Source organism: Micromonospora parva, assembly GCF_000718515.1.
GTDB classification, from domain to species: domain Bacteria; phylum Actinomycetota; class Actinomycetes; order Mycobacteriales; family Micromonosporaceae; genus Micromonospora; species Micromonospora parva.
The window spans coordinates 25,104-37,547 of record NZ_JNZS01000014.1; the positions used below are offsets into that span (position 1 = coordinate 25,104).

The following is a 12,444-nucleotide window of genomic DNA, read 5'->3' on the forward strand; positions in this document are numbered from 1 at the left end:
CCCCGGCGGCGGCCCGCGCAGGGCGCGACCGTAGCACCGGCAGGCGGGCGAGCGCCGTCGCCATCACGACAGCCACCGATGGACGGCTGCTCAGCTCCCCGCTTTGACCAGCGGAAACTCCAGGGAACCCGCCGGGCAGAGGAAGGTCAGCACTTCCACCCGGTAGAGCCCGGCCTGCACCGCGGGGTCGGCCTCCAGCACGCTGCGGACGTCGTCGACGCTGCCGGTGCGGGCCAGCCCGAACCCGATCGGCGGATCCGGCTCGCGGGCCGGCCCGTCCACTGAGCCGGCGACCAGGATGATGCCGCGTCGCTGCAACGCCTGCATGTGCTCGGTGTGCTCGGCCTGCAACCGCTGCACCGTCTCGGCGGGCAGAGCCCGCCCGGCCGCGCCGGGATAGATCACGATGCACTCGTACGTGTCGAGCGCGAAGTTGACCTGCGGCACTCCCATGGGTGCTCCCTCCACCGTCGCGCCGGAAACGCACCGGCTCCGGCCAGCGTCGCACGGACACCCCGGTCGTACCGGGTGCTTCCCGGCAACTCGGCTCGGCGCGCCCACGGCGTGTCCGCGCCCACACTCGACCGACCGGCGGCATGGCAGCGGAGTTCCGGGGGATGATCCATCAGTGGCGGGTGGGCTCTTCACGCCCGCGCTGTCCACGCCCGCCACGACGAGACGATTGGGGATCGGGCAATGGCAACAAATATCAGTGAGCAACCCGCGAAGGCGTCCGGCACGTACCGGATCGGCGGCGACGTCACCGTCAACCGGCTCGGCTACGGGGCCATGCAGATCACCGGTCCGGGTGTCTGGGGTGACCCGAAGGACCCGGCCGAGGCGGTCCGGGTGCTGCGCCGGGCGATCGAGCTGGGCGTGACGTTCATCGACACCGCCGACTCGTACGGGCCGTTCGTCTCGGAGCTGCTGATCCGGGAGGCCCTGCACCCGTACGCCGATGACCTGGTCATCGCGACGAAGGCCGGGTTGAGCCGCTCCGGCCCCGGCGACTGGCGGGCGCTGGGCCGCCCCGAGTACCTGCGCCAGCAGTGCGAGCTGAGCCTGCGCCACCTCGGCCTGGACAGCATCCCGCTGTACCAGCTGCACCGGATCGACCCGAAGGTGCCGCTCGCCGATCAGCTCGGTGAGCTGGCCCTGCTGCGGGAGGAAGGCAAGATCCAGCACATCGGGCTGTCCGAGGTGAGCGTCGCGCAGATCGAGGAGTCCCGGGCGATCACCGACATCGTGTCGGTGCAGAACCTGTACAACCTGGCCAACCGCAGCGCCGAGGACGTGCTGGAGTACTGCGAGCGCAACGACCTCGCGTTCATCCCGTGGTTCCCGATCGCCACCGGTGAGCTGGCCCGCCCGGGCGGCCCACTGGACGCCATCTCCACCGCGCACGGCGCGTCGCCCGCGCAGCTCGCGCTGGCCTGGCTGCTGCGCCGCTCACCGGTGATGCTGCCGATCCCCGGTACGTCCTCGGTGGCGCATCTGGAGGAGAACGTGGGCGCCGCCGACGTGCGGCTCACCGACGACGAGTTCGAGGCGCTCGCCAAGGCGAGCTGACCGCTCCCCCGGACGCCGTCGACTCAGTCGGCGGCGTCCGTACCGGGCTCCCGGGCCGCCCGCAGCGCCTCGGTCGCCTGGGCCAGCAGGCGCGCCGAGTCGGTGCGCCCGCTCACCTGCAACTCCACCTCGGTGTCGCCGGACTGGATCCGGATGCTGGCCTCGGTGCGCTGCTGGTCCACCCAGGACTGCAGCAGGTTGAACAGACCCGGCAGCAGGCCCTGGGCCAGCACCGCGATGATCACCGCGTCGCTGAAGCCCGGCCGGCCCCCGCCGCCGCCGGCCTGGCGGACCACCGGCCGGTACTCCGGCCGGCGGTGGATCCAGGTCAGCAGGTCGACCGACGGCTGCTGTCGCTGCCGGGGGTTGATGGTCAGCCGTACGGGCAGCCGGGCGGCGGTGTTGCTGTCGGTCACGGGCTCTCCCGGTCAGTTGGCGGCGGGGCGGAAGGTGACACCCTCCCCGTCGGCGGTGACGACACCGGAGACGGAGAACGGGTCGTCGTCGGTGAACGGTGAGTCGCCCCCGAAGTAGGTGTTGGTCCCGCTGACCTGCACCTGACCCCGGGTCTCGCTCGGGGTGGTGACCTCGGCGCTGGCCGGGCCGGTCAACTCGATGGCGAGCTTCGGGTACTCCAGGATCTTCCAGGTGACCTTCTGCGCGGACCCGCCGTAGTAGCGGAACGGGCAGCCCGGTGGCGCGGGGACCGTCTGCTTGGCGCACTCGTCCAACCAGGCGCGCACCCGGGCGTCGACGGCCTCGACCGCCGCCGGCTTGAGCACCGGGGCCAGTTGCAGAGTGGCCGTGTCCTGCCCCGGACCGACCGCCAAGGTCTCGGTGGGCGTCTCGCTGAGCGCGCTGGACGGCCCGGTCGCGGTGTAGCCGCCGGGCAGCAGCGCCAGCGCCGGGCCGTCGGTGCCGCCGGGCAGTTCGACGCCGTTGAGTCGTACCCCGGGGCCGCCGATCGCGACACCGAGCGAGGTCAGGCCTCCGCTCACCCGCCAGCCGTGGAACATCCCGGCAGTGGTTTGCTCGTCGCGACGCAGGCCGAGTGTCGCGGTCTGCCGCTCACCGCCCAGCCGGTACGTCACGGTGGCCGTGGCGCTGTCGTCGTCACGCTCCAGCGAACTGATCTCGACGTCGGTCGGTGGTTGGTAGCCCTCGCCGCGCAGCAGCTGGGCGAGCAGCTCGCGGTCGGGGGCGCTGCTCCCGTCGGCCAGGAGGTCGAGTGCGGCGTCGCTGTCCCGGTCGGCGAGCGCGGCGAAGTAGCCGTCGACAGTCGCCTGGGGGCGGAAGAACGCCCACTGCACCACCCCGAGCCCGCCGGTGCCGACGCAGGCCACCAGCACGAGGACGCCGACCAGCAGCCAGGTGCGGCGGGTGCCGACCGCGCCGGTGTGCCCGAACAGCCGCTCGACGGTGACGTCCGCGGCGGCGTCCGCACCGGCGGACGCGCCGGCCACCGAGGCCCGTTCCAGCGCGTCGAGCCGGAGTTCGTGCGGCGGGTGGGTGGCGCAGACCGCCTCGTCCCAGCCGCTGCGGCCGGACTCGAAGGACAGCCGGCGCTCCAGGATGCGCCGCATCCCGTCGACGTGCCCGGTGAGCACGGCGCCGAGGTCGGCCCGGTACTCCGCGGCCCGGACGTCGCGGGCGTGCAGCGGCAGCACCACGTACCGCATGATGAGCAGCACCGGCCAGAAGAACAGGAAGACCACGAAGTTGGTGGCCGGGTGCGGGAACGTCCGCATCAGCCAGGTCGGCAGGGCGTGCGCGAGGGTGAGCGGCAGACCGACACCACGGACGAAGGCGCTGGTGATCTCGTCCCCGGTACGCCAGTGCACCAACTCGTGACTGAACAGCGCGGCGATCTCGTCGTCCGGTTCGGTCAGCACGGCGGTGGTGACCACCACGTGCCGGGCGTAGGTGCGGGCGTTGCTCAGGACCGGGTCGTCCTCCATCAGCAACCGTGGCACGCTGGGCAGGCCGAGTCGTCGGGCACAGTCGTCCAGCACGGGCCGCAGCCGCGCCGCCTCGCGGCGGCTGGGCTGGCGGGCACCGGAGACGACCAGTAGTCGCGGTTCCAGCAGCACGCGGTAGAGCGTGTAGAGGACCCCGATCAGCGCCGCCGCGGCGACGGTGCCGAGCAGGCCGGCGATCACGGGGAGCGGTCCTTCGGCACCGACCCAGGGCAGCACCAGCACGGAGATGAAGCCGCCCACGAAACCGACGGCGAAGCCGACGACGCCGCCGAGCACTCCGGCGGAGCGGCTCATGAACGTTTCCAGCAGGGAGCCGATCAGCGGCGCGTCGCGCAGCACCTGCGGCACCTGGTCGTCAGCCCCGATGCCGCCGGCGAAGAGGCCGACGACGCCGAGGCTGAGGCCGCCCCAGAACGCCAGCAGCAGCCCGATCGGCAGGTAGAACCAGGTGGCGGCGAAGGCGCCCAGCACACCGCGCCAGTCCCGCAGGATCCCGGCCCGCAACCAGACCAGCGCGCTGGGATAACCCGGTGGTCGGTCGGCGAACCCGCCGACCGACGACGGCGGGTCGGCCGCTGGCGGCTCGGCGGCCCGGACGTCGAGCTGCGGCACTGTCGGCGGGGTGTTCTCCGGCGGCACGGTGTGCGGCTCGGTCATGCGCGCTGCTCCTTCGGGAGGGTCACCCGTCCTCCGTCGCCAGTGGACAGTCGCAGCAGGCTATCGGGCACGTCTGATGTCTGCCACACCCTTTTCCGGGAACGTCGGGCAACCGACACTTGCCAGTCCGCGTCGGTGCGGGTGGTCCCGGCGGGACCACCCGCACGGGCGGGTCAGAGCGCCAGGCAGTTGGGGCGCACCGGGCCGTCGACCAGGGCGCCGCGCACGATGGTGTACGCCGTGCCGTCGAGCACCAGGCCGAGGTGCCCCACCACCCGCAGCGGGCAGTACGCCTGGATCAGCACGTTCGTCGCACCGTCGTTGACGGCGGCGTTGCCGGTCGGCCGGACCAGCTCGTCCTGCAGGGTGCGGATGGTGGTGTAGCGCACCGCGCCCGGGGTGTCGTCGCCGGCGTTGAGGTCGGCGAGGAACGCCGAGCCGATGGTCATCTGCTGACAGGCCACCACTCCGGCGCAGGTGCCCAGCCCCAGGAACGCCACGATGTTGGCGACGTACGTGCCGTACTGGGGTGTGCCCAGGCTGACGTACCGGCCGACGGCGGCGGTGCCACCGAGCCGCTTGAGGTAGTACCGGCTGACCAGGCCCCCTTCGGAGTGGGCGACGAGGTCGACGGTCGCCGCGCCGGTGCTGGCGCGTACCTGGTTGACGTAGGTGGCGAACGCGCGGGCCGAGGTGGGGATGTCACCGAGGCCCAGTCCGGGAAGTTGGTAGATGAAGGTGCGGTAGCCGTCGGCGCGCAGCCGGGCGGCGATCGGCTCGTACGCGACGGCGACGCCGCTGAGCCCGCCGACCACGATGACGGGGTTGGCCGCCGCGGCGGCGGCGAAGGGGGTGGGGGCCGGGTCGGCGGGCGCCGCGGTCGCCGTGGCGGTGGACGCGAGCAGCGCGGCGGTGGCGAGGGCCAGCACGAGGGCGGTCTTTCGGAGCAGCATCGCTGCACCTCCGGGGGGAGGCGCCCGGCGAACCGGGCAGGTGGGTGGGGGTGTCCGGTCGACCGTGCGACGATGATGCCCGCAACAATTTGGAAACGTCAATGACTTGTTACGCGCCGGTAACCCGTTGTTCCGCCGGGGGTGTAAACGGTCATACCGCCACGCTCCATATCGGACCCCGGACGCTCACTGGCATGCTGTGGCCGTGGCTGTCGACGAACCCACCGAGCGCGAGCTGCGGGTGATGCCGTGGTGGCTGGTCCTGGTCGGCCTGCTGGCCGCCGTCGTCCTGGGCTGGCTGGTGCTGGACCTGCTGCTCACCGAGGCCGACCGGGCCAGCCAACCCGACACCCGTGCCACGCTGCGCATCGACGCGATCCGGACCGGCCTGACCGTCGTCGCCGGCACCGGCGGAGGGCTCGCGCTGCTGCTCGCCGCCCGCCGCCAGTGGATCACCGAACGCGCGCAGCGACACCAGGAGAGCGTCGCCGCCCGCGACCAGGTGCACCGGGACCGGGTGCAGGCGCACGCCGAGGCGGTGGCCGAGGCCGCGCAGCGCCACCAGGATCGGCAGTCCGGGGCGGCCGAGCACGACGCGGCGGAGCGTCGGCTGACCGAGCTCTACACCCGGGCGGTGGAGCTGCTCGGCAACGACAGCGCGGCGGTACGCCTCGGTGGCCTGCACGCGCTGGAGCGCCTCGGTCAGGACAACCCGGGGCAGCGCCCGACGATCGCGGCGGTGCTCTGCGCGTACCTGCGGATGCCGGCGCCAATCGGCGAGCCGCGCGAGACGGAGGTCCGGCGCAGCGCGCAGCGCGTGCTCACCCGGCACCTGCGCGCCGCCGACGACGACGCCTTCTGGCCGGAGGTGACGCTCGACCTGGCCGGTGCCGAGCTGGTCGACTTCGACGCCGCCGGCTGCACGCTCGTCGACGCGAACTTCACCGAGGCGGTGTTCACCGGCACGACCACCTTCGCCGGCGCGACGACGCGGGGCCGGCTGCTGCTCGGGGCGGCGACCTTCGACGACGTGCTCTTCGACAACCTCGCGGCCGACGGCGAGGTGATGCTGGACGGCGTTCGCGTCAGCGGTCTGGCCACCTTCGACGGGGCCGCGTTCACCGACGGTCTGTCCTGCCGACGGTCCCGCTTCGCCGGCCCGACCTCATGTCGTCGGGTGACCTTCGGCCAACCGACCAGCTTCGACGCGACCCGCTTCGAGGACGCCACCTCGTTCCGGGAGGCCGTCTTCGACGGCGCGGTGTCGATGGAGCACACCGAGTTCGGCGGGGCGGCCGGCTTCCACTCGGTCCGCTTCACGAACATGGCGCTGTTCCGCTGGACGGTGTTCGGCGCGGAGGCGCTGTTCGACCGGGCGCACTTCCTCGACGCCGCGAACTTCGGCCGGGCCCGGTTCCACCGGATGGCCAGCTTCCGCGACACACGGTTCAGCCGGCCGCCCCAGGTCGAGCAGGCCCGGGCGGTGGCCGACCCCGGTCACCGCTGGCCGGCCGACACCACAGTGGAACGCCTCGACGACGAGTGGCTGCTGCTGGTCGACCGCTGACCGGCCGCCTGAGCCGTCGACGCGACCCGGGCGACCGGGGCGCGGCTGGCTCTCAGCGCGGGGCGGCCGGCGGGCGCAGGCCGTCCAGGGCCACGCCGAGCACCCGGTCGCGCTGCTCGGGCGACGGGAACTGGGCCATGGTGAGGCCACTGATCAGCCGCACCACGTCGTCGAAGCCGATGTCGTCACGAACCACGCCGGCGGCCTGCGCGCGACGCATCAGCGGCTCACCGGCGGAGAAGATCTCGGTGCGGCAGCTGGCGAAGATCTCCGAGTCGTGCAACAACTGCTCGGCGAGCGCCCGCTTGGTGGCGACGTACGCGACGAACCGGTGCAGCCAGGCGACGAGCGCGTCCCAGGGCGGCAGCTCGGCCAGGCCCTCGGCGGAGTGGCACAGCTCCCGGACCTCCTCGACGTAGACGGCCTCGAACAGGTGCCGGCGGGTCGGGAAGTTGCGGTAGAGCGTGCCGATGCCCACCCCGGCCCGGCGGGCCACGTCCTCCAGCGAGGCGGCGGCCCCGTTCTCGGCGAACGCCTCGCGCGCCGCCGTGATCAGGGCGTCGTAGTTGCGCCGCGCGTCGGCCCGCTTGGGCCGCTGGGCGAAGACCTCGGGCACCTGCCCCGCGCTGGTCATGACGTGCGTCACCTCACCCTGGTTGCATCCGGAGGCAACCCTCCACTAACTTAGTGGAGGCACCCCTCCGGAATCCCGGAGGCCTGCCTCCGGTTAGCTTACCTCGGGACCCGCCCGATCGCCGCCTGGCCACCCCGATCGCCCGGACCCCGACAAACGACCCGTCACAGACGACGGGCCACACGCCTCCATCCCGTACGTAATCAGGGAGTTATCTCTCGTGGCAGTGACCTCCCGACGCGGCTCGCGTCGGCTCACCTTCACCGTGCTCGCGGCCGGCGCCGGGTTCTTCGCGATGCTCCAATCGCTGATCACCCCCGTGCTGCCGACCATCCAGCAGGACCTGCACACCTCTCAGAACACAGTGACCTGGGTCCTGACCGCCTACCTGCTCAGCGCGTCGATCTTCACGCCGATCCTCGGACGCGTCGGCGACATGGTCGGCAAGGAGCGGATGCTGGTCGTCTCGCTCGCCGCCCTCGCCCTCGGCTGCCTACTGGCCGCCATCGCGCCGAACATCGGCGTGCTCATCATCGCCCGGGTCGTCCAGGGCATCGGCGGAGCTGTCTTCCCGCTGTCGTTCGGCATCATCCGCGACGAGTTCCCGGCCGCCCGGGTCTCCACCGCCGTGGCCGCCATCTCGGCGATCGTCGCCGTCGGCGGTGGCCTGGGCATCGTGCTCGCCGGCCCGATCGTCAGCACGCTGGACTACCGCTGGCTGTTCTGGATCCCGATGGTCGTGGTCGGGCTGACCGCCGTGGCCGCGCACCTGTTCGTGCCCGAGTCGCCGGTCCGCACCCCCGGACGCATCGACTGGCGCGCCACAGTGCTGCTCTCCGGCTGGCTGGTCGCGCTGCTGCTGCCGATCAGCCAGGGCGCGGCCTGGGGCTGGACCTCCGCCCGGGTGCTCGGCCTGCTGGCCCTCGCCGTGGTGTTGCTGGCCGGGTGGCTGGTCGCCGAGGTGCGCTCGGCCAACCCGCTCATCGACATGCGGATGATGCGCCTGCCCGGCGTCTGGACCACCAACCTGGTCGCTCTGCTCTACGGCGCGTCGATGTTCTCCGTGTACGCGTTCCTGCCCCAGTTCGTGCAGACCCCGACCGCCGCCGGCTACGGCTTCGGCGCCAGCATCAGCCAGGCCGGCCTGCTCATGCTGCCGATGCTCGTCGCGATGTTCGTCGCCGGCCTCGTCGCCGGCCGGCTCCAGGCCGTGTTCAGCGCCAAGGCGCAGCTCGCCACCGGCGCCGCGTTCAACGTGGTCGCCGCCGCGATGCTCGCCGCCGCACACGACACCCGCTGGGAGGTCGCCATCGCCGGTGGCCTGGTCGGCCTCGGCATCGGCCTGGCCTTCGCGTCGATGGCCAACCTGATCGTCGCCAGCGTGCCGGCCAGCCAGACCGGCGTGGCCACCGGCATGAACGCCAACATCCGCACCATCGGCGGCGCGATCGGCGCCGCCGTGGTCAGCGGCGTGATCACCGCCCACCCGCAGGCCAACGGCCTTCCCCGGGAGGCCGGCTTCACGATGGGGTTTCTGGTCCTCACCGCGATCGCCCTGGCCGCCGCGCTCGCGGCCCTCGCCGTCCCGTCCGCCCGGCGGGCGTCGGCCGGTCGCCGGCCGTCCGCCACGACGATCGTCGAGTCGGAGCTAGCCGGCGAGTTCGCCACCATGCCGGCGACCCGCTGACGGACCGTGGCGCAGCCCGGGCGGTTCGCCGCCCGGGCTGCGCCATGTCCCGGAGTACGCTGGCCGCTCCCCCACCCACCGACCGTCGTCTTTCAGGATGCGCCCATGTCCGAGTTGCTGACCGCCGACCGCATCGAAGAGATCGCCGCCCTGGGCTCCGAGAGCCCGGACCCGGCCGCGCTCGTCGCCGAACTGGTGGGCGCCGTCGACGAGGGTCGGGTGGCGGACCCCGACGAGACCGGGTACGCACTGCTGGTCGCCGCTGACATCCTGGAGCAGGCCGGTGACCTGGCCGACGCGCTCGCCCTGGCCACCCGTGCGGTTGCCGAACAGCCGGACGACAACGCGTACGCCCGAGCCGTGCGCGGCGGCCTGCTGCTGCGCCTCGGCCGCTCGGACGAGGGCCTGACCGAGCTGACCGCCCTGCGCCCGCTGCTGGAGACCGACCCCAAGTCCATGTACCTGATCGACGAGCTGGCCGAGTCCGGCCACGCCGAACTGGCACTGGAGTGGCTCACCGGGGCGCTGGACGCCATCCTGGAGCGGACCCGCACCCAGCAGCACGCGTCCGAGGACGCCCAGGACGAGGCCGCCGCCATGATCTACGGCCTGGCCCAGCAACGGCACGACCTGCGCGAAGAGGCGGGCCTACCGCACGACGAGTACGACACCCTCGCCGACCGGCTGCGCGCCGCGAGCACCCACGCGCTCGACGCCCTCGACGACGGCCCGGCGACACTGCTGTTCTGGCCGCAGGCGGAGTTCACCGCACTGCTGCTGCGCTGGCCCACCCTCGTCGACAGCTACCCCGCCACCTGGGACGAGCACCGCGCCCAGATCGAACGCGCCCTCGTGGACGCCTCCGGGCTGGGCGGCGCCGACCTGGGCGTGGTCGTCGGCACCGTCGACGGACTGGCGGCGTTCGCCCAGACCGCCGGCAGCGACCCCACCAGCGAGGAAACCCTCGACGAGTACGCCGACAGCCTCGACGAGGCCGGCGTGACAGCCTGGCCGCCCGGCCGCAACGACACCTGCTGGTGCGGGTCCGGCAGCAAGTACAAGAAGTGCTGCCTGCCGCGCTCACGCGGCTGACCCCTCCCCCGCCGCGTATGATCGACACCCCACTCGACCGTCCGGGCTCGACGATGGAGGCGATGCCGTGACCACCCACGAGCAGCACGAAACGGTCGAGGACAGCCCGGTCGGCTGGGTCGCCAGCCACATCCGGCGCTACGTGCAGACCGACGGCGCGGACGGGGGCACCTTCCACGGCGTACCCTCGCTGCTGCTCACCACCCGCGGACGCCGATCGGGCACACTGCGCCGCACCGCCCTGATGTACGGGCGCGACGGTGACAACTATGTGCTGGTGGCGTCCAACGGCGGCGCGGCCAGACACCCCGCCTGGTACCTGAACCTGACCGCCGACCCGACAGTGGAGATCCAGGTCGGGGCGGAGCGGATCGCCGGGCGGGCCCGGACCGCGACCGGCGAGGAGCGCGTCCGGCTGTGGCCGGTGATGACGAAGGTCTTCCCGACGTACGCCCGCTACGCGAAGGAGACCGACCGGGAGATCCCGGTCATCGTCATCGACCGCATCGATTGATATCCGTAACTGCCGGGGCAGGCTAGGGTGACCGCAGGTAGGCACCCACTCCGGCAAGGAGGACCATCGTGCGCCGCATCATCACCGCCATCGCACTACTCGGGCTGACCCTCTCCCTCGCGCTCGCGCCAACCCCGGCGAGCGCGGCCAGCAGCGTCGAAGTCACCTCCGCGACCCTTGTCGCACGCGGCGTCGCCGTGGACATCACCCTCACGGTGACCTGCCCAGCCGGCCTGTCCGGCGCCACCGAGCTGATCGTCCGGCAGCGGTCGGGCGACAGAGTCGCCTACGCGGGTGGCTGGGCACCCCTCAACAGCTGCACGGGCGAGCCGCAAGCAGTGACCGGGAGGGCGTGGGCGCAGCCCGACGGGCTGGTCCTGCACAAGGGCGTCGCGCTGATCAGCGGTGGTTTCGAACTCTGCAACCAGGACGTCTGCGACTACCCGACCTTCGAGCAGACGTTCCGCATCACCCGCTGAGCACGGTTGCGCTGCCCTCGCAGGTGGTCAGTTGCCGAGCGCCCGGACCTTGGCGATCGTCTCCTGGACGTGCTGCTTGGCCGGGTCGCCACCCTGGGCGGCCTGTGCCAGCGCCTGACGGTACGAGTCGATCATGCCAACCAGCGGACCAGCGGCAACGCCCTCAAGGGCACCGGCGACCAGCGCCCGCGCCTCGGCCGCGTCCTGTGCCGCCGCTGCGGTCTTGGCCTTCGCCTCGTCCAGCTTCTGCGCCGCCGCCGCCAACCTCGCGATGATCTGTGCCGCGCTCACGCGCACCTCCCCGTGATCGACCACCAGCTCCACCGCGGAGACCACCTGGGAGCCTACGAGATCCGCGCACCCCACGCGATCGGGCGCTCGCTCCCGCCTCGCCAGGTGCGAACACGAGATCTTGGACAGTTTCCGTCACGTCCTGACGGAAACTGTCCAAGATCTCCAGCAACACCAGCCGGCAGGCCAGGCCGAGGCGGGCTATGGCGACGGCGGGCCGTTCTGTGCCCGGGTGATCAGATCGTGCAGCGGCTTGGTGCCGCTGCCGACCATCACACCGGTCACCACGGCATCGACCCAGACCGCCACCCCGTTCCAGTCGGCACCGGCGACCGCGTGCAGCACATAGAACCCGCCGGCGCTGGACGCCACGGTGGCCAACCCGCTCGCGAGACCCCACGCGACGATGGTGCGGTTCGCCTTCGCCCGGGCGACCTTGGCCGTGGCCACGGCGATCGCCGCACGGTCGGCCTCGGTGGGGCCGTCGATCCGGCTGTTCGCCTCGGTCATCGTCTGGGACAACGCGGCCTCGGCGGCGCGTCCCGGCAGCCACCGCGAGAACGGTTCGAGGATCCGTTCGACAGCCGCGGCGAAGACCAACAGGGTGAGGAACACGCCGGTGGTGTCCTCGGGCTGGATCTTCGCCGCGGAGGCGCCGCTACGCCAGATCAGCCAGCCGGCAACAGCGCCGACGCCGATCAACCCGAAGCCCGCAACCACCGCGCCCACGCCGGCCTGCTGCGATGCGGCGACGACCGACAGCGCCCGCTCCTGGTCTGAGCCGGGCGTCGTCCTCGGTGCGGCAGCATCGGCTTCAGGTGGCGAAACGGTCGTGCTCTCCCGCACCGACACCGGATCCCCGTGAGTGGACACCAGACCCTGCAATTGCCCGACCAACCTTTCGACAGCCGCTCATGAGATGCCGAGGCTGGACATTCCAGCCCCGGTCTCCCCAGCGGAACCGACAGCGCTCGGGGCGCGAGACTACGGCACCGGTGTAGGCACAGTGGAGGCGACGGCCG

Annotated in this window: 13 protein-coding genes; 6 read left to right on the forward strand and 7 right to left on the reverse strand. The window is 72.3% G+C overall.

Going from position 1 to position 12,444, the window contains the following annotated elements:
* Nucleotides 1-90 precede the first annotated feature (90 nt).
* Nucleotides 91-453, reverse strand: coding sequence for a YciI family protein (locus tag IF22_RS0120455; RefSeq protein ID WP_030334370.1), 363 nt, complete (start codon nucleotides 451-453; stop codon nucleotides 91-93).
* A gap of 243 nt (nucleotides 454-696) precedes the next feature.
* Here IF22_RS0120455 and IF22_RS0120460 point away from each other — a divergent pair, with 243 nt between their 5' ends.
* Complete coding sequence (locus IF22_RS0120460) at nucleotides 697-1,569, forward strand: aldo/keto reductase (protein ID WP_030334372.1); 873 nt, start codon at nucleotides 697-699, stop codon at nucleotides 1,567-1,569.
* 23 nt (nucleotides 1,570-1,592) lie between these two features.
* Here IF22_RS0120460 and IF22_RS0120465 read toward each other — a convergent pair whose 3' ends face one another.
* From IF22_RS0120465 to IF22_RS0120475, 3 genes are all read right to left on the reverse strand, one after another.
* A complete protein-coding gene (locus IF22_RS0120465) occupies nucleotides 1,593-1,985 on the reverse strand; it encodes an effector-associated constant component EACC1 (protein WP_030334374.1) in 393 nt (130 codons plus the stop codon).
* Nucleotides 1,986-1,997: 12 nt separating this feature from the next.
* Nucleotides 1,998-4,205, reverse strand: a complete 2,208-nt coding sequence (locus tag IF22_RS33870) for a M48 family metalloprotease (RefSeq protein ID WP_051708661.1) — start codon at nucleotides 4,203-4,205, stop codon at nucleotides 1,998-2,000.
* Between the two features lie 173 nt (nucleotides 4,206-4,378).
* Complete coding sequence (locus IF22_RS0120475) at nucleotides 4,379-5,158, reverse strand: esterase/lipase family protein (protein ID WP_030334377.1); 780 nt, start codon at nucleotides 5,156-5,158, stop codon at nucleotides 4,379-4,381.
* 205 nt (nucleotides 5,159-5,363) lie between these two features.
* On the opposite strand from IF22_RS0120475, the gene IF22_RS33875 reads away from it, so the two are divergent.
* Nucleotides 5,364-6,725: a pentapeptide repeat-containing protein gene (locus IF22_RS33875; RefSeq protein WP_156057716.1), complete on the forward strand. Its 1,362-nt coding sequence runs from the start codon at nucleotides 5,364-5,366 to the stop codon at nucleotides 6,723-6,725.
* Between the two features lie 52 nt (nucleotides 6,726-6,777).
* Here the strand turns inward: IF22_RS33875 and IF22_RS0120485 are convergent, their stop codons facing one another.
* On the reverse strand, nucleotides 6,778-7,359 hold the full coding sequence (locus tag IF22_RS0120485) for a TetR/AcrR family transcriptional regulator (RefSeq protein ID WP_156057719.1): 582 nt from the start codon (nucleotides 7,357-7,359) through the stop codon (nucleotides 6,778-6,780).
* A 220-nt stretch (nucleotides 7,360-7,579) separates the two neighbouring features.
* On the opposite strand from IF22_RS0120485, the gene IF22_RS0120490 reads away from it, so the two are divergent.
* The 4 genes from IF22_RS0120490 to IF22_RS0120505 all read left to right on the forward strand — a co-directional run bounded on the left by IF22_RS0120490 (nucleotide 7,580) and on the right by IF22_RS0120505 (nucleotide 11,131).
* The gene (locus IF22_RS0120490) at nucleotides 7,580-9,046 is read left to right on the forward strand and encodes an MFS transporter (RefSeq protein WP_030334385.1); all 1,467 of its coding nucleotides are present in this window, start codon (nucleotides 7,580-7,582) and stop codon (nucleotides 9,044-9,046) included.
* 105 nt (nucleotides 9,047-9,151) lie between these two features.
* Nucleotides 9,152-10,138 (forward strand): SEC-C domain-containing protein, encoded by a 987-nt coding sequence (locus tag IF22_RS0120495; RefSeq protein ID WP_030334387.1) that lies wholly within the window; start codon nucleotides 9,152-9,154, stop codon nucleotides 10,136-10,138.
* A 67-nt stretch (nucleotides 10,139-10,205) separates the two neighbouring features.
* The gene (locus IF22_RS0120500) at nucleotides 10,206-10,652 is read left to right on the forward strand and encodes a nitroreductase family deazaflavin-dependent oxidoreductase (protein WP_030334388.1); all 447 of its coding nucleotides are present in this window, start codon (nucleotides 10,206-10,208) and stop codon (nucleotides 10,650-10,652) included.
* A gap of 68 nt (nucleotides 10,653-10,720) precedes the next feature.
* A complete protein-coding gene (locus tag IF22_RS0120505; RefSeq protein WP_030334390.1) occupies nucleotides 10,721-11,131 on the forward strand; it encodes a hypothetical protein in 411 nt (136 codons plus the stop codon).
* 27 nt (nucleotides 11,132-11,158) lie between these two features.
* On the opposite strand, the gene IF22_RS0120510 is transcribed toward IF22_RS0120505, so the two are convergent.
* Nucleotides 11,159-11,422, reverse strand: a complete 264-nt coding sequence (locus tag IF22_RS0120510) for a DUF6244 family protein (protein WP_030334392.1) — start codon at nucleotides 11,420-11,422, stop codon at nucleotides 11,159-11,161.
* A 201-nt stretch (nucleotides 11,423-11,623) separates the two neighbouring features.
* The gene (locus IF22_RS0120515) at nucleotides 11,624-12,151 is read right to left on the reverse strand and encodes a hypothetical protein (RefSeq protein ID WP_030334394.1); all 528 of its coding nucleotides are present in this window, start codon (nucleotides 12,149-12,151) and stop codon (nucleotides 11,624-11,626) included.
* Nucleotides 12,152-12,444: the final 293 nt, after the last annotated feature.